This window comes from Salegentibacter agarivorans, assembly GCF_900113135.1.
GTDB lineage: Bacteria > Bacteroidota > Bacteroidia > Flavobacteriales > Flavobacteriaceae > Salegentibacter > Salegentibacter agarivorans.
On record NZ_FOOH01000003.1, the window covers coordinates 70,630 to 87,028 of the forward strand.

Sequence of the window (16,399 nt, forward strand, 5' to 3'; positions counted from 1 at the left end):
CCTTTTAAATGAAAAATCAAAAAAGGACTTTTTTATTAATACCTGTTTTTCAGGTTTCAATTTAAAAATTATCGATAATGCAAAGTTTTAGAACCGAAATAGAAAACCCAATCGTAGAGCAGGATATTCTTGATTTAGAAAAGAAAATCAGGTTGTTTCGTGAGGGAAAAGCAGATGAAGAGAAATTCCGAAGCCTTCGTTTAGCGCGTGGGGTATACGGGCAACGACAGGCGGGAGTACAAATGGTTCGAATAAAACTGCCATTTGGAAAAGTAACTTCAGAACAGCTGCACAGAATAGCCGATGTTTCTGATGAATATTCCAAAGGCCGTTTGCATATCACTACGCGCCAGGATATCCAGATTCACCACGTGAGTTTAGACAGAACACCGGAGCTTTGGGCGCAGCTGGAAAGAGATGATATCACTTTGCGTGAAGCCTGCGGAAACACGGTAAGAAACGTAACCGCTTCGCCAACCGCGGGAATTGATGTAAACGAACCTTTTGATGTTTCTCCATACGCACATGGGACTTTTCAGTTTTTCCTTCGGAATCCAATTTGCCAGGAAATGGGAAGAAAATTTAAAATTTCTTTCTCTTCTTCAGATGAAGATACTGCGCTGAGTTACATTCATGATCTTGGTTTTATCGCCAAGTTGAAAGACGGAAAACGCGGATTTAAAGTGATGCTAGGCGGCGGGCTCGGTTCTCAACCAAGACACGCCGATGAACTCTATGATTTTCTTCCTGTGGAAGAAACCCTTCCTTTAATTGAGGGTGTACTTCGGGTTTTTGATCGGTACGGCGAACGTGCAAAACGATTAAAAGCAAGGATGAAATTTCTTGTAAAAGATATAGGAAAAGAGGCTTTTATGGAACTTGTAGCCGAACAAAACACGGCGCTTTCAAAAAACCATCCTAAATTTGAAGTTGAAAAATTTGAAACTGCACCGCCGCTTCAGGATGTTGAGGTGCCTGCAGTAACAATTGAAGATAAGAAGGATTTTGAAACCTGGAAAAACACCAATGTTCTTCCGCAGAAACAGGAAGGCTTATTTGCGGTTGGAATCAGGGTTCCGTTAGGGGATTTTTATACCGGTGGCGCAAGAAAACTTGCCGATTTGGTAAAGAAATACGCCGGAAATGAGATCAGACTGAGTTTAAGACAGGATATTTTAATTCGTCACGTTCGGGAAGAATTTTTGCCATTTTTCTATTCAGAATTAAAAAAACTGGGCTATGCTGATACCGGTTACGATAAAACCGTAGACATCACGGCCTGCCCCGGTACCGATACCTGTAACCTGGGGATTGCCAGTAGTACGGGAATTGCCGATGTACTGGAAGATGTTTTAAAAGAAGAGTATCCGCAGTTTATAAACGGAAAAGATATCACTATAAAAATAAGCGGTTGTATGAATGCCTGCGGGCAGCATAATATGGCGGAGATCGGTTTCCAGGGAATGTCGGTTAAAGTTGGCAAAACCGTGGCACCGGCACTTCAGGTTTTACTTGGTGGCGGAACCCTTGGGGACGGCCAGGGCCGTTTTGCTGATAAGGTGGTGAAAGTGCCCAGTAAACGCGGGCCAGAAGCTTTGCGATTCTTGCTAAACGACTTTGAAGCAAATGCCAATTCCGAAGAAAAATTTGCGGAATATTATGACAGGCAGGGCAAAACTTATTTCTATGATTTATTAAAAGAACTGGCCGATACTTCAAACCTAACAGAAAACGAATTTGTAGATTGGGGCCACGAAGAACCTTATATAAAAGCAGTAGGAGTAGGCGAATGTGCCGGCGTGGTTATAGACCTTATCGCAACACTTTTATTTGAAAGTGAAGAGAAAATTGATAACGCAAAAAGTGCACTGGAAAGAAAAGCCTGGGCCGATAGTATTTATCATTCCTATACCTCAATCGTAAATTCTGCTAAGGCTTTATTACTTGCTGAGGATGTAAAAACCAATACCCAGGCGGGAATTATTTCTCAGTTTGATGAGCTTTTTGTAGACACCGGTAAAATTGAATTATCGACTTCCTTCAAAGAATTCGCTTATCAAATGAACGAGCACGAGCCAACCGAAGCTTTTGCCAATAAATATTTAGAAGACGCGCATTTGTTTTTAAAAAGAGTGGATGCATTTAGAACAAAGGAGGTACAAAATGTATAATTCACCAAAATTAAGTGTGGTTGGTGCCGGGCCGGGAGATCCGGAACTAATCACCCTAAAGGCTTTAAATACTTTAAAAGATGCGAAAGTAGTGCTTTTTGATGCGCTTATAAACCGTGATCTTTTGGAATATGCACCGCAGGCTGAACATATTTTTGTTGGCAAACGAAAAGATAAACATAGATATTCTCAGGACGAAATAAATGAGCTTATTGTAAAATATGCCTTGGAAAGAGGTCACGTGGTTCGGTTAAAAGGAGGAGATCCTTTTATTTTCGGAAGGGGATCTGAAGAAATCAATTACGCTAAAAGTAAAGGTTTGGAAACTGCAGTTGTTTCCGGGATTACTTCTTCTATTGCGGTACCAGCCAATGTTGGAATTCCGCTAACCCAACGGGGAACTTCCGAGAGTTTTTGGGTTATAACAGGAACCACAACTCAAAAGAAACTTTCAGAAGATGTTCGGCTGGCCGCACAATCTACCGCTACGGTGGTGATACTGATGGGAATGGCGAAACTCGCTGAAATCGTGAACATTTTTAGCTACTACGGCAAAGAAGATACTCCGGTGGGGATTATTCAAAATGGAACTACCGATAATGAAAAATCTGGTTTTGGGACCATTATAAGTATAGAAAAAGTAGTTGCCGAAAAACAACTTACCGCCCCGGCAATTATCGTGATTGGCGAAGTAGTAAAAGAAAGCGGACAGCTTAAAGCAGTTTTTGAAAACGTCAAGGAGTTTGAATTTAAAAATTCCCCCATTGGGGGCTAGGGGGCCTATGGAAGAAAGAAACGAATTATACCCGGTCTTTTTAAAGGTCAATAAGCTGAATATTCTGGTCGTTGGCGGCGGACAGGTGGGACACGAAAAATTGCATTTCCTGTTTAAATCGAGTCCTAATGCTAAGGTGGAAGTGGTCGCAAAATGGTTTTTACCGGAAACAGAAGAACTGGCAAAAAAACACGGCGCAAAATTAACAAAAGGCAGGTATAGAAGAAAATACCTTAAAAACCGTCATTTTGTAATTGCGGCTACGAACGATGCAAAATTGAATAAACGAGTTTACAAACATGCCAAAAAGCGTTATTTACTGGCTAATATAGCCGATACGCCCGAACTCTGCGATTTCTATATGGGCGGCATTGTAAATAAAGGCCACGTAAAAATCGCGATTTCCACCAACGGTAAATCGCCTACCGCGGCAAAACGTTTACGGCAATTTTTTGAAGAAGTAATTCCCGAAAATGTAAACCAGATGGTAGAAAATTTAAATGAATACCGAAGTAATATAAAAGGTGATTTTGAGGCGAAAGTTGATCAAATGAATTCTATAACCGAATCTTTAAAAGTTAAAAACAAGAGTGATGATTAAAACAGATATCCTGATAATTGGGGCTGGCCCAACCGGTTTGTTTACCGTTTTTGAAGCGGGATTATTAAAACTAAAAACGCATTTAATAGACGCGCTGCCACAACCCGGCGGGCAATGTTCTGAGATTTATCCTAAAAAACCAATTTATGATATTCCGGCATTTCCTGAAATTTTAGCGGGAGATTTGGTTGGAAATCTAATGGAACAAATAAAACCTTTTGAACCAGGCTTCACTTTGGGAGAACGCGCCGAAACTTTGGAAAAACTGGACGACGGTACTTTTATAGTAACTACCAATAAAGGCACAAAACACCACGCGCCGGTAGTAGCAATTGCGGGTGGATTAGGTTCTTTTGAGCCAAGAAAACCCCCAATCGCTAATATTACCGATTTTGAAGATAAAGGCGTTTCTTATTTTATTAAAGATCCGGAAGTTTACCGCGATAAAAAAGTAGTGATTGCCGGTGGAGGGGATTCTGCATTAGACTGGGCCATTTACCTGGCCGATGTTGCTGCGGAAGTTGCCCTGGTGCACCGTAGAGCAGAGTTCCGTGGCGCATTGGATTCTGTGGAAAGGGTTTCAGAATTGGCTAAACTCGGTAAGATTGAAATGATTACCAATGCTGAAGTTGTTGGCCTTAGAGGTGAAGATCAATTGGAACAGGTGGTAATTAGGCATAAAGATGAAGCCCGCGGAGAGGAATTTAAAGATGTGGATGATTTTATTCCACTTTTCGGATTGTCTCCAAAACTGGGCCCGATTGGAAGCTGGGGACTGGAAATAGAGAAAAACGCGATTAAAGTTGATAATTCTTACGATTATCAAACCAATATTCCCGGCGTTTATGCTATTGGTGATGTAAACACCTATAAAGGAAAATTAAAACTGATCCTTTCCGGTTTTCACGAAGCCGCGATTATGTGTCAAAGTGCTTACCAGCGAATTTTCCCTGATAAAAAATATGTACTTAAATACACCACCGTTGGCGGCGTGACCGGATTTGACGGTAGTAAAAAAGAAGCCAAAAAAGAAGTGGTACAGAGTATTGGCATGTAAGCCACCTGGCGCCGAAGGGGGAATTAATTAGAATAAAATACAATGATTTTTAAAGCTTATTAAGCTCCCCTCCTTTTAAGGAGGGGTGGCCTATAGGCCGGGGTGGTTGAAGCATTTCGTCATTCCTTATTTTAAGTCTTCTATTTTTTGCCGAGAGCCCCTATCATATTCTATTCCACCCTTAATATTAAATTTATGTAAATTTTCTCTGGAATAGAAAATTTTATAATCTCTTGTTTGCATTATCTATTCCGTAAATCTTTATTTTTCCTGAGGTTAAATTTTTCTATTTTCTTCTTTGCAAGAGCTTAAAATTATTAAAGCAATTAATATGATTTGGAGTCTTTTCATTTCAAGTTTATTCAATACACATTCTACCATCTAGCCTTTGTTCCTCTCCTTCAATGCTTAAAGTTGAAAGGAAATAGAAACATCCATCTTCTATCTTTTTCATTTTTACTTTAATTCCACCATTGCTATTTACGAAATGTTGAAATTCTGTTAATTCCATTTTAGTTCCATCATATTTTCCAATGTAAGAACAATCATTAATCCACTTGAGGTTGATAAATTCTGCTTTCTTGTTTTTGTCTGGTAAGCCTTCTTCATTTAAAGGTATTTCAATTTGATAATTCCCGTTTCTTTCGATCCGGACACTTGAAAATCCATCTTCTGCCGGCATAATAAAGTTTCCATTTCTAAAGTCTTCACAATTTAATTCCTGGGCTGTAGAATTTAAAAATGTAAATATTAGTGCGGTAAATAGATATAGTGTTTTCATTGATATTGGTTATGGAAAAGTAGCGGAAATAGGGAGACGGGCTTGTCGGATTAATGCTTTCTTTCCTGGTTTCTAAAATTACACTTTTTCGGCAAAAAGGGTTATTTACGATGAAACGACTTGGCAATTGTTTATTTAGTTCGAACTATAATGGGATAATACAAAATCTATATAGGAAATCATTGAAATTACTTTTAATGAATTAGTTTCATTTCCATATTGAATATCAACACCGTGTAAAATTTCATGACGGTTTAATCGAATTGGGAATTTTTCAATTTCCTTTTCCCAACTATTAATACTTGCTTTTTTAATTATAGGAGATAATATAAAGTCTGAATATTTTAGATTTTTACTCTCTAATTTTTCTTTAATCTGTGGCAAGTAATTCTTATTTATAAAAAATTTAGCATCTAAAACATCATTACAAATTCCATCAATTTGAGTTAATAATATACAAATAGAAGCGTGGTAAAGTCCTTTATTATGAGCATCAAAAGCTTCATTTAAAATTTGTTTTCTGTTTGAATATTTCTCAGTTAACATTTTTCTAATCTCATCAATTTTACCTCTGTAATAATCTGAAAAATAAAGATCAAGTTTTTCGGGAAGATTATTATAGATATGTTTAAGGCAAGTGTTTATTTTTAATTCACTGTTTTTTGAGAAATCATCTACATACCATCCATATGTTGCAGTTTTGTAGATGACCATTTCAACTTTTTCAGTGTTTAAATGCTTATATTGATCAAATAATCTATTAACCTCATATAGCCTGATTAAAGCTTTAACGAGTGTTTCAGATCCTTCTTTAATTTCACTATGATTTACAGAATATTTCATTAATAAATTGTTGTCAAATCCTTGTATTCCTATTTTTACAATCACACGTAAATTACTAGGATAAAATCAGATTCATTTCCAAGCTTCCCTGTAAATCTATTAAAAATTTGTTAATATCGTTTACGGAAAACCCTAACCCGGTATAAGCTTTAGAACTTTGAGGTTTTTTAATAAGCTTTAGCTAAATTTGTTTAAAACAAGATTTATTATGAAGATCAACCTTAAAAGACTTAATAAAGATTATCATTTTGAAACCGTAAACGAGCGTGGAGACATTGTTCATTTAGATAATAAAACCGATGCCGAACCAAAGGGAGCCAGCCCAATGGATTTATTACTGCGAGCCATTGCCGGTTGTAGCAGTATTGATATCGTAATGATTCTAAAAAAGCAACATCTGGAACTGGAAGATCTCCAGGTGGAAGTTGAAGGCTTTAGAGAAGATGGCGCAGTGCCTAATGTTTTTAAGAAAATTCAGCTTAATTTTCTTTTAAAAGGAGATGTGCCTGCGGCGAAAGCCAAACGTGCCGTAGATCTTTCTATGGAAAAATATTGTTCGGTTTCTAAAATGCTGGAAAAAGCAGCTGAAATCAATTATGCGATCACTTTAAATGGCGAGCTTATCAATTAATGAACTCTTTTGAAACCAGGATAGTTAAAACCTGGAAGCCTTCGGTGTTTTTAAGGATTGTTTTTATTATTCTCCTTCTGGGAGGTAGTGCGCTCACATCGATTTTCGAGGTAGAGGAAAAGTGGCTTCGGCTTACCGGTAGTTTTGCTTTTATGCTGGGAATGTTTGGAGCTTTAAGTCAGTCGTTTGTTAAACCCAAATATCTTGGGGATATGGAGATAGATGAAACCAGGGTTAAAATAGATTTAGCCAATTTCGGGAAAGAATTTTTAATTTCCGAGCTGCAGGAAATCGGTTTCAAATATGGAGGTTACGCCAGTTTCTGGAAGTATACTTTATACGGAAATAAAAATCATATTTATTTTACTACGCTTTCAGGTGAAAAATATAATTACGAAATAATTCTTCAGAATAAACAGAAGAAAGAAGAGCTGAAATCTTTTCTAAACGAATTAAATACCACTGATACTATTCAAATTAAGAAGTTTGGTAATTCGGCTTTTTAAGTCAATAGAAACTTTGGAAATTAAAGCAGTATTTGGAAGTAATCTTTAATTTTTATCCCTTCTTTTTCCTGTTTTATTAAAAATATAATTCAGTAAATCATATAAAATACATTATCCATAAAAATTACTCTTAGCCCTTGCATTTAAATGGCTGTGCCGTATATTTGCTGGTTCAAGTTCATTGTTTATAACATCGTTATCAAGAAAGGTTGAGGGAATAGACCCGTTGAAACCTTGGCAACCCTCCTGTAATGGGAGAAGGTGCTACATTCTACTTCGCTTCTTTGGCGCAGATAGATAACAAGAAAGAATTCTTTCCCGCTTCTTTTTTTGATAGTGATTTTAGATAAAATTATATGTCAAAATTAGAAGAACAACTTCAAAAAAATATACTCATTTTAGACGGTGCCATGGGCACGATGCTTCAGGATTATAAATTTTCTGAAGAAGACTTCCGTGGAAAACGTTTTGGAGATTGGCCGGTTTCCGTACAGGGAAATAACGACCTGTTATCCATTACCCAGCCTGAAGCAATCGCTACCATTCATCGTAAATATTTTGAAGCCGGTGCCGATATTGTAGAAACCAATACGTTTTCTGCAACCACAATCGCCATGGCCGATTATAAAATGGAAGAACTGGTAGATGAGCTCAATTATGAGTCGGCCAGGATTGCCAAAGAAGTCGCCGTAAAAATGACTGAAGAAAATCCGGAAAAACCTCGGTTTGTGGCCGGCGCGATTGGGCCCACCAATAAAACCGCCAGTATGAGCCCCGATGTTAACGATCCCGGATTTCGTGCAATTTCCTTTGAAGAATTGCGGGTAGCTTATAAGCAACAAGCCAGCGCTTTAATAAAAGGCGGCGTGGATATTCTTCTGGTAGAAACTGTTTTTGATACCCTAAACGCTAAAGCCGCGCTTTTTGCCATTGATGAACTTAAAGAAGAATTACAGCTAGATATTCCCATAATGGTAAGTGGAACGATTACCGATGCTTCCGGGAGAACGCTTTCGGGGCAAACCGCGGAAGCTTTTCTTATTTCGGTATCGCATATTCCCCTGTTAAGTGTTGGTTTTAACTGTGCTTTGGGTGCTAAACAACTAACACCGCACCTCGAGGTTTTAAACCGTTTTGCAAGTTGTGGTGTGTCAGCTTATCCTAATGCAGGGTTGCCAAATGCTTTTGGAGAATACGACCAGGATGCTGAAGAAATGGCAAGACAGATTAGGGAATATTTAGAAAAGGGTTTGGTGAATATTCTTGGTGGTTGCTGTGGTACCACACCAGAGCATATTAGCGCTATTGCTGAAATTGCCAAAGATTATAGTCCAAGAAAAATAGTGAAACCTGAATTTTCCACCGCGTTATGATAGAAACAGTGAATCAAGAAAATATACAGGAAGAAATTTCCCCGGAAAAAGAACAACAAGAGACTAGGCCTTTAAAATTATCTGGTCTCGAACCGCTTATAATTACCCCCGATAGCAATTTTGTAAATGTTGGGGAAAGGACTAATGTAGCCGGTTCCAAAAAATTCCTTCGCCTAATTAAAGAGGAGAATTTTGAGGAAGCCCTGGAAGTAGCAAGAGATCAGGTAGACGGTGGTGCCCAGATCATCGATATTAATATGGACGATGGTCTTATTGAAGGCAAAGAGGCGATGGTAAAATTCCTTAACCTTATTGTTGCCGAGCCCGATATTGCCCGTGTACCCATCATGATAGATAGTTCTAAATGGGAAATTATAGAAGCCGGTTTACAGGTGGTGCAGGGGAAATGTGTTGTGAATTCTATAAGCCTTAAAGAAGGCGAAGCAGAATTTATTGAACACGCTAAAAAAATAAAGCGTTACGGTGCTGCGGTAATCGTTATGGCTTTTGACGAAGTTGGGCAGGCCGATAATTTTGAACGTAGAATTGAAATAGCAAAGCGTTCTTATGATATCCTGGTTAATACAGTAAAACTACCACCAGAAGACATCATTTTTGACCTGAATATTTTCCCGGTAGGTACGGGGATGGACGAGCATAAACGCAATGCCATAGATTTTATTGAAGGAACCCGTTGGGTAAAAGAAAATCTTCCGCATTGCAGTATTAGTGGTGGTGTGAGTAATGTTTCATTTTCTTTCCGCGGAAATAATCCGGTGCGGGAAGCGATGCATTCGGTGTTTTTATATTATGCGATTAAAGCGGGAATGAATATCGGGATCGTAAACCCCGCACTTCTGGAAGTGTATGATAATATTCCCAAAGATCTTTTAGAACACGTAGAAGATGTAATTCTTGACAGAAGAGAAGATGCCACAGAGCGCTTGCTTGAATTTGCTGAAACCGTAGTGGGCTCTAAAAAGGCAAGCAAAGTAGACCTTTCCTGGAGGGAAAATCCGCTTCAGGACAGGATTACCCACGCTTTGGTTAAAGGAATTGACGCTTATATTTTAGAGGATATAGAACAGGCCCGCCAGGAAGCTGACAAACCTATTGAAGTAATTGAAGGTCATTTAATGATTGGAATGAATGTGGTAGGCGATCTCTTTGGAAGCGGAAAAATGTTTCTTCCGCAGGTAGTAAAATCGGCCAGGGTAATGAAGAAAGCAGTGGCCTACCTTCTTCCTTATATTGAAGCAGATAAGTCCAGTAAGCGCTCCTCGGCTGGAAAAGTTCTTATGGCTACGGTTAAAGGAGATGTGCACGATATTGGGAAGAATATTGTAAGTGTGGTTTTGGGCTGTAATAATTACGAAATTATTGACCTGGGCGTAATGGTGCCTCCGGAAAAAATTATAGAAACTGCAAAAGCTGAAGGTGTTGATGCCATTGGTCTCAGCGGATTAATAACACCTTCTTTAGACGAGATGGTGTTTTTAGCCAAGGAAATGGAACGCCAGAATTTTGACGTGCCTTTACTTATTGGTGGCGCCACAACTTCAAAAGCGCATACGGCGGTAAAAATAGACCCGCAGTATAAAAATGCGGTTGCTCATGTGAATGATGCATCGCGTGCAGTGACGGTAATTGGGGATCTTTTAAAGGAAGAAACACGCACTAAATATATGAGCGATCTTAAAGCCGAATATGATAAATTCAGGCTTAATTTTAAGAAAAGAAGTAAAGTGAAATCTTTTCTTCCAATTGGAGAAGCGCGAAAAAATAAGTATTCCATAGACTGGAAATCAACCCAGATTACAGAGCCAAACAAAATAGGAATTCAGCAAATAGATAATTTCGATTTAAAGGAACTGGAAGCTTTTATAGACTGGAGCCCATTTTTTAGAAGCTGGGATCTCCACGGGCGTTATCCGGATATTTTAACCGATAAAGTGGTGGGGGAACAGGCAACTTCTTTGTTCAAAGATGCAAAAGTTTTACTGAAAAGAATTCTGGATGAAAAGTTACTAAAAGCGAAAGCTGTCTACGGATTATTTCCGGCGAATACGGTTAATGATGATGATATTGAAGTGGAATATGAAGAAAATTCCGAAGAAAAAAAGATGCTTTTCAGAACGCTTCGGCAGCAATTAAAAAAACACGGCGGAAAGCCAAATTTTGCACTTTCCGACTTTATTGCGCCAAAGGAAAGCGGAATCCAGGATTATATAGGTTGTTTTTGTGTGACTACAGGTTTTGGTACTGCAGAATTAGCTAAAAAGTTTGAGGAAGATTTTGACGATTATAATTCAATAATGATAAAAGCCCTTGCCGATCGTCTCGCAGAAGCTTTTGCTGAATATTTACACAAAAAAATAAGACGGGAAGACTGGGGCTACGCGCCCGAAGAGAATTTAAGCAACCAGGAATTAATAAAAGAAACTTATAAAGGAATTCGCCCGGCTCCGGGTTATCCTGCCTGCCCAGATCATTTAGAGAAAATAAGTATTTGGGAAATTTTAAAGGTAAAGGAACGAATTGGAGTTGAACTTACCGAAAGTTTAGCGATGTGGCCGGCTGCGAGTGTAAGCGGATATTATTTTGCCAATCCCGAAGCGCGTTATTTTGGCCTGGGAAAAATTAAAGATGACCAGGTGAAAGATTTTGCTGAAAGAAAAGGAATTCCGCTGAAAAAGGCCGAAAAATGGCTTAATCCAAATATTGCAGATTAAGAGCTCTTGCTAGCCTCCCCAAAGGGAAGGAATCGGAAAAAATAAATTTAGATTAATTAATAATCCAACCAATATTTTCCTATTGGATAAAGAACTGGGAAGTATTTATGAAAGTAACAGAACATATAAACCGGGCAAAAGGAGAAACATTGTTTTCTTTTGAAATTGTTCCGCCGCAAAAAGGAAGAAGTATACAGGATCTTTATAATAATATAGATCCACTAATGGAATTTAATCCGCCGTTTATAGATGTAACTACCTCGCGGGAAGAACACGTTTACATTAAAAAAGATGATGGTTTACTGGAAAGAAAGATTACCCGTATGCGCCCGGGTACGGTTGGTATTTGTGCTGCAATAAAGCAAAAATATAATGTAGACACCATTCCGCATGTGCTCTGTGGAGGGTTTACCCGTGAAGAAACCGAGTATTTACTGGTAGACTGTCACTATTTGGGGATTGAAAATGTAATGGCACTTCGCGGGGATGCTATGAAACACCAACGCTATTTTGAACCAACCCACGGGGGGAATTGTTTTGCCAGTGAATTGGTAACCCAAATTAAAGATTTGGGAGAAGGAAAATATTTAAACGAAGTTATTGAATCTAATAACAATGCCGATTTTTGTATTGGCGTGGCCGGTTATCCTGAGAAGCACCTGGAAGCTCCTTCTTTACAAACAGATCTAAAACGCCTTAAGGAGAAAATTAATGCAGGCGCAGATTATGTGGTTACACAAATGTTTTTTAATAATAAAGCTTACTTTGATTTTGTAGAACAGGCAAGGGAAGCAGGAATTACTGTTCCCATTATTCCCGGTATTAAACCCATAGCCGTTAAGAGGCATTTGCAATTATTACCACAGGTTTTCAGCATAGATATACCCGAGGATTTAATTAAAAATGTAGAAGCCTGTAAAGATAATAAAGAGGTAAGAGAAGTGGGTATTGAATGGGCTATAGCACAATCTAAGGAGCTTAAAGCTTCCGGTGTTCCGGTTTTACATTATTATTCAATGGGAAAAAGCACCAATATTCAAAAAATTGCGAAAGCGGTTTTTTAAAATATTAGGCTACATTTGCGGGTAATGAAGAAAATTACCGCCCTTATTTTTCTTTTCAGCATTTTTAATAGTTCTGCCCAGGAGTTCGGGAAGAACTATTATTCTTTTGATGCCAGTTATTTCTACGGAACCATTGCCGAACATAATCCTGATATTGCCCATTTAATTACCGGGCATCCAACAGGTTTAATTCTTGGTTTTAATAAAAAAAGTTTCGGATTTGAAGATTGGGAAAAGCGCTATAATTATCCCGATGTTGGCGCTTCTTTTACCTATCAGGATATGAAAAATCCCAGTTTAGGTGAAAATTACGGACTCTATGCGCATATGAATTTCTACCTTTTTAAAAGAAATTTAATGTTTAGAATAGGGCAGGGCCTGGCGTATGCTTCCAATCCATATCATCCAGATGATAATTATAAGAATAATGCCTACGGTTCGCGCTTGCTAAGTTCTACTTACTTAATGGCGAATTACAAAAAAGAAAACATTTTTGAAGGTTTGGGACTACAGGCCGGGCTTTCCCTGATTCATTATTCCAACGCCGATTTTAAATCGCCGAATGCCAGTACAAATACCATCACTTTTAACCTGGGAGTGAATTATGCTTTAGATCATCAAAATCTGCCCAATTATATTCCAAAAGGGCCAAGAGAAAAATATACAGAACCCATTCATTTTAATTTTGTGTTGCGAAGTGGCGTAAATACTATGGGGATTATTGGTTCTAAACAATATCCATTCTTAACCTTTTCAGCTTATGCCGATAAGGTGCTTAATCATAAAAGTACTCTGCAGGCAGGAACTGAAGTTTTCTTTTCCAAAGCTATGGAAGAACGAATTTATTATCAATCGGTAGCTTTTCCTTCCGGAAATACCACTGGGGAAGAAGATTCCAAACGAGTAGGCGTTTTCGTTGGCCATCAGCTAAACTTCGATAAATTATCGGTAATTACGCATTTAGGTTATTATGCGTATTTTCCCTACGAGCATTTTGTAGATCAGTTATATAACAGGGTTGGTCTGCAAAGAAAAATCACCGAAGATCTTTGGGCATCCCTTACTGTTCGCTCTCATTATGCGAATGCCGAAGCCGTAGAATTTTCAATTGGCTATCGTTTATGAGTAGCTTGAGCGGAAGTTTGTAGTTGGGGCAAGCGGAATTGTATCCTTAGAAGCTTGTGGAATAATAATTTCCTTTAAATATTTTTTGAGGGTAATCACCCTTTTTTATCTATTATATGAATTAAATAACATATATTTACAGGGTAAATTCTCTTTTTTATGAATGAGTCAAGTTTAGATAATCTATTGAAGTCAATTTTCTCTGACAGCGAAGACCTTGATGTCAGAGGGGAATTTGAGCAGAAATTAAATGAGTATAATATAAGTAAAACAAAAGCACTAAAACTGCTGAAAATTGATAAGGATGTTTTTGAACAGATTATCTCAGGTACTGCGAAACAACCTAATTTAATTCATGTTATTAAACTTGCTGAGTTTTTAGATATTGAAATTAATCGATTCGTTCAAGTGGTTTTAAAAAATCAAAATGAAGAGAATATAACCTCGATTGATAACGCCAGAAAGACCACTTTCTTGTTGAAGAATTTTGATGTTAAAATGTTAACAAAATTAGGCTTTTTTGAATCTGATTATGGAACGGATGAACTTATACGAAAAGTTTTAGATTTTTTCGGATACGAGTCTATTCAAGAATATGAGCAGCAGTTAGAAGAACCTCTATACAGCCAAACTAAAAGAAATTTTTCGGATAGAATGAAAGATTTCTGGGTAAAATCAGCTTATCAAACCTTTAAAATCATTGATAATCCTAATGAATATGACAGGGGGAAATTAAAAGATTTAATAATAAAATTAAAACCTTACTCACAAAATGTTCAGAATGGGTTATTTACTGTGTGTAAAGCTTTATATAACATTGGAATTACGGTAATCTTTCAAGATTACTTATCTACCACACAAGTTAGAGGTGGGACATTTATAATAAACGGTAAACCTTGCGTAGTAATTACAGATTTTAATAAAAAATATTCAACAATCTGGTTTACACTTATGCATGAACTGCATCACGTTTTATTTGATTTTGATCTGATTGAGAAGAATAGTTTTCATCTAACAGGAGACGATGATTTATTTCTTATAGAGGAAAAGGCAGACTCTTTTGCAAGAGATTACTTTTTATCTGTAGATAAATTCAAGTATATCAAAAAGTACATTAATAACCCTTTTTTAGTTTCAAAATTTGCAAATGAAAATGAAATTCATGAGTCATTAGTGTACACATTCTTTACTTGGTACATGAATAAGCTATACGGTAAAAGTTATCACGGAGCGTTTCGCGAGTTTTATCCAAATTATAAAAATGCAGTGGGTAAGTTAAATCCAATCGCTTGGAATGATGATAGTATAAAAGTAGCAAGCGAAAGAATTAAAAATATATTAGAAATTAAATAAAGGATAGCATGGCTAAAGAGAATAACAAAAAAAGGAAAAAAGATAAGTTATCCGAAGCGGATATTGAGCGAATGGAATTACTGCAAAGGGCGAACGAAAAAGTCGGTAAACAGTTATCTATAAATACTGAAAAAGGTAATCTTGAGGAAGTAGATGAATTGAGGGAACTTATTGGTAAAGAGTTTGAAGATCCTGAGGAAAAGTATAATATTTATTACAGAGGTATAAGAAGACTTTTGATGGACTTTTTGCCTAAGGGTCAAGAATTTAAAGAAGCAAGAGATATTATTTATGACGAAAAAAATATCTTTTTAAATCTGGGTAAAAAGAAATCAGATAATAATGGTATTAGAAAGTCAGATGGGCGTATGACATTTCAACCTGTTATGAATGAAATCCTGGATGTTATCGTTCAATGGGTGTCTGAATCTCAGAATCCATTTGATCTTTACAGAGAATTTTATGAACTAAACGAAAGACATGGTTATGGCCATGAAAAATACGATAAAACTTCTCTTAGTATAGCAAAATCCATGTATAACTTAAGTGAAAAGGATCAGGATCTTGATTAAAAATTGCATCAAGCAGGTTTTAGGAATAGCGATATTGATTTTTGTCTTTTTAGGATGTGATTCTGAAGAAGCGCCGACTTGTGTAAAGACTTCCGGAGAAATTATTTCTGAAGAATTTAGCGTTGATGCATTTGAAGAAATTATCGTTTATGAACGTGTAAAATTGTTTATTGAACAGGGCGATGAATATAAAGTGGAGATCGTAACCGGGGAGAACCTTAAAGAAAATGTTTATGCTGAAGTTGTAGATAACCGACTTGAACTGAGAAATGAAAATTCCTGTAATCTTTTTCGTGATTACGAGATCACAAAAATCTATGTGACTACACCAACTTTAAACTGGTTACAGAATAGCAGTGGCAGCGCGATTGAAAGCTTAGGAACGCTTGACTTTCCTGAACTTTGGTTGCGGTCTTTTAACCAGGAACGAGATCCCGATATTCATACCAATGGAGATTTTATCCTTGATCTTGAAGTTGAAAACCTAAGAATTACCAACGACAATATTTCTAATTATTTCCTAACCGGAAACGCCGAAAATGTAAATCTGTTTTTTGCAAATGGTGACGGCAGGCTGGAAGCCGAAGAGCTGATCGTTCAGCATTACGATATTTTGCATCGAGGAACCAACAAATTAATTATCAATCCGCTGCAGTCTTTAAAAGGTGATATTTTTGGTTTTGGAGATATAATTTCAAAAAACCGACCACCAGAGGTCGATATTGAAGAACACTACACCGGCCGACTAATATTTGAAGCCCCCTAACCCCCGAAGGGGGAACTCTCAGCGCTTCGGAAATGATTCCCTGAAAAAT

15 protein-coding genes and 1 riboswitch are annotated in these 16,399 nt (G+C 37.4%); of the genes, 13 read left to right on the plus strand and 2 right to left on the minus strand.

All coding sequences use genetic code 11. The annotated features are described in order from the left end of the window. Positions 1–77: 77 nt before the first annotated feature. Genes BM084_RS03650 through BM084_RS03665 form a run of 4 tightly spaced genes read left to right on the plus strand, consistent with a single transcriptional unit; the run spans position 78 to position 4,604 of the window. On the plus strand, positions 78–2,171 hold the full coding sequence (locus tag BM084_RS03650) for a HEPN domain-containing protein (protein WP_075324803.1): 2,094 nt from the start codon (positions 78–80) through the stop codon (positions 2,169–2,171). Then, the gene (gene cobA / locus BM084_RS03655; RefSeq protein ID WP_075324802.1) at positions 2,164–2,946 is read left to right on the plus strand and encodes a uroporphyrinogen-III C-methyltransferase; all 783 of its coding nucleotides are present in this window, start codon (positions 2,164–2,166) and stop codon (positions 2,944–2,946) included. Before BM084_RS03650 ends, cobA begins: the two co-directional genes overlap by 8 nt. A 7-nt stretch (positions 2,947–2,953) precedes the next feature. After that, the gene (locus BM084_RS03660) at positions 2,954–3,547 is read left to right on the plus strand and encodes a precorrin-2 dehydrogenase/sirohydrochlorin ferrochelatase family protein (RefSeq protein WP_057480526.1); all 594 of its coding nucleotides are present in this window, start codon (positions 2,954–2,956) and stop codon (positions 3,545–3,547) included. After that, on the plus strand, positions 3,540–4,604 hold the full coding sequence (locus tag BM084_RS03665; RefSeq protein WP_075324801.1) for an NAD(P)/FAD-dependent oxidoreductase: 1,065 nt from the start codon (positions 3,540–3,542) through the stop codon (positions 4,602–4,604). Before BM084_RS03660 ends, BM084_RS03665 begins: the two co-directional genes overlap by 8 nt. 358 nt (positions 4,605–4,962) lie before the next feature. On the opposite strand, the gene BM084_RS03670 is transcribed toward BM084_RS03665, so the two are convergent. Together BM084_RS03670 and BM084_RS03675 are read right to left on the minus strand one after the other, a co-directional pair. Continuing rightward, the gene (locus tag BM084_RS03670) at positions 4,963–5,385 is read right to left on the minus strand and encodes a hypothetical protein (RefSeq protein ID WP_075324800.1); all 423 of its coding nucleotides are present in this window, start codon (positions 5,383–5,385) and stop codon (positions 4,963–4,965) included. 135 nt (positions 5,386–5,520) lie between these two features. Continuing rightward, positions 5,521–6,228, minus strand: coding sequence for a hypothetical protein (locus BM084_RS03675; RefSeq protein ID WP_093302831.1), 708 nt, complete (start codon positions 6,226–6,228; stop codon positions 5,521–5,523). Positions 6,229–6,436: 208 nt separating this feature from the next. On the opposite strand from BM084_RS03675, the gene BM084_RS03680 reads away from it, so the two are divergent. The 9 genes from BM084_RS03680 (at position 6,437) to BM084_RS03720 (ending at position 16,350) form a co-directional block, all read left to right on the plus strand. Continuing rightward, a complete protein-coding gene (locus BM084_RS03680) occupies positions 6,437–6,859 on the plus strand; it encodes an OsmC family protein (RefSeq protein WP_075324798.1) in 423 nt (140 codons plus the stop codon). After that, positions 6,859–7,365, plus strand: a complete 507-nt coding sequence (locus BM084_RS03685; protein ID WP_093302833.1) for a hypothetical protein — start codon at positions 6,859–6,861, stop codon at positions 7,363–7,365. The genes BM084_RS03680 and BM084_RS03685 overlap by 1 nt, the downstream gene beginning before the upstream one ends. A 193-nt stretch (positions 7,366–7,558) precedes the next feature. Beyond that, a riboswitch (SAM riboswitch) is annotated at positions 7,559–7,669 on the plus strand. Positions 7,670–7,721: 52 nt separating this feature from the next. Next, positions 7,722–8,738, plus strand: a complete 1,017-nt coding sequence (locus BM084_RS03690) for a homocysteine S-methyltransferase family protein (RefSeq protein WP_093302836.1) — start codon at positions 7,722–7,724, stop codon at positions 8,736–8,738. Beyond that, a complete protein-coding gene (gene metH, locus BM084_RS03695) occupies positions 8,735–11,470 on the plus strand; it encodes a methionine synthase (RefSeq protein WP_093302838.1) in 2,736 nt (911 codons plus the stop codon). Before BM084_RS03690 ends, metH begins: the two co-directional genes overlap by 4 nt. A 107-nt stretch (positions 11,471–11,577) precedes the next feature. Continuing rightward, the gene (metF, locus tag BM084_RS03700; protein ID WP_075324795.1) at positions 11,578–12,534 is read left to right on the plus strand and encodes a methylenetetrahydrofolate reductase [NAD(P)H]; all 957 of its coding nucleotides are present in this window, start codon (positions 11,578–11,580) and stop codon (positions 12,532–12,534) included. A gap of 24 nt (positions 12,535–12,558) precedes the next feature. Further along, positions 12,559–13,659 (plus strand): acyloxyacyl hydrolase, encoded by a 1,101-nt coding sequence (locus BM084_RS03705; RefSeq protein ID WP_075324794.1) that lies wholly within the window; start codon positions 12,559–12,561, stop codon positions 13,657–13,659. Between the two features lie 159 nt (positions 13,660–13,818). Beyond that, complete coding sequence (locus BM084_RS03710) at positions 13,819–15,012, plus strand: ImmA/IrrE family metallo-endopeptidase (protein ID WP_093302840.1); 1,194 nt, start codon at positions 13,819–13,821, stop codon at positions 15,010–15,012. Between the two features lie 8 nt (positions 15,013–15,020). Then, complete coding sequence (locus tag BM084_RS03715) at positions 15,021–15,584, plus strand: hypothetical protein (protein WP_075324792.1); 564 nt, start codon at positions 15,021–15,023, stop codon at positions 15,582–15,584. Then, positions 15,577–16,350 (plus strand): head GIN domain-containing protein, encoded by a 774-nt coding sequence (locus tag BM084_RS03720; RefSeq protein WP_245764327.1) that lies wholly within the window; start codon positions 15,577–15,579, stop codon positions 16,348–16,350. Before BM084_RS03715 ends, BM084_RS03720 begins: the two co-directional genes overlap by 8 nt. The last annotated feature ends 49 nt before the right edge of the window (positions 16,351–16,399 follow it).

Excerpts from the sequence above, each read along its gene's own strand:
- BM084_RS03650 (WP_075324803.1), top strand. The coding sequence starts at position 78 with ATGCAAAGTTTTAGAACCGAAATAGAAAACCCAATCGTAGAGCAGGAT.
- cobA (WP_075324802.1), top strand. The coding sequence starts at position 2,164 with ATGTATAATTCACCAAAATTAAGTGTGGTTGGTGCCGGGCCGGGAGAT.
- BM084_RS03660 (WP_057480526.1), top strand. The coding sequence starts at position 2,954 with ATGGAAGAAAGAAACGAATTATACCCGGTCTTTTTAAAGGTCAATAAG.
- BM084_RS03665 (WP_075324801.1), top strand. The coding sequence starts at position 3,540 with ATGATTAAAACAGATATCCTGATAATTGGGGCTGGCCCAACCGGTTTG.
- BM084_RS03670 (WP_075324800.1), bottom strand. The coding sequence starts at position 5,385 with ATGAAAACACTATATCTATTTACCGCACTAATATTTACATTTTTAAAT.
- BM084_RS03675 (WP_093302831.1), bottom strand. The coding sequence starts at position 6,228 with ATGAAATATTCTGTAAATCATAGTGAAATTAAAGAAGGATCTGAAACA.
- BM084_RS03680 (WP_075324798.1), top strand. The coding sequence starts at position 6,437 with ATGAAGATCAACCTTAAAAGACTTAATAAAGATTATCATTTTGAAACC.
- BM084_RS03685 (WP_093302833.1), top strand. The coding sequence starts at position 6,859 with ATGAACTCTTTTGAAACCAGGATAGTTAAAACCTGGAAGCCTTCGGTG.
- BM084_RS03690 (WP_093302836.1), top strand. The coding sequence starts at position 7,722 with ATGTCAAAATTAGAAGAACAACTTCAAAAAAATATACTCATTTTAGAC.
- metH (WP_093302838.1), top strand. The coding sequence starts at position 8,735 with ATGATAGAAACAGTGAATCAAGAAAATATACAGGAAGAAATTTCCCCG.
- metF (WP_075324795.1), top strand. The coding sequence starts at position 11,578 with ATGAAAGTAACAGAACATATAAACCGGGCAAAAGGAGAAACATTGTTT.
- BM084_RS03705 (WP_075324794.1), top strand. The coding sequence starts at position 12,559 with ATGAAGAAAATTACCGCCCTTATTTTTCTTTTCAGCATTTTTAATAGT.
- BM084_RS03710 (WP_093302840.1), top strand. The coding sequence starts at position 13,819 with ATGAATGAGTCAAGTTTAGATAATCTATTGAAGTCAATTTTCTCTGAC.
- BM084_RS03715 (WP_075324792.1), top strand. The coding sequence starts at position 15,021 with ATGGCTAAAGAGAATAACAAAAAAAGGAAAAAAGATAAGTTATCCGAA.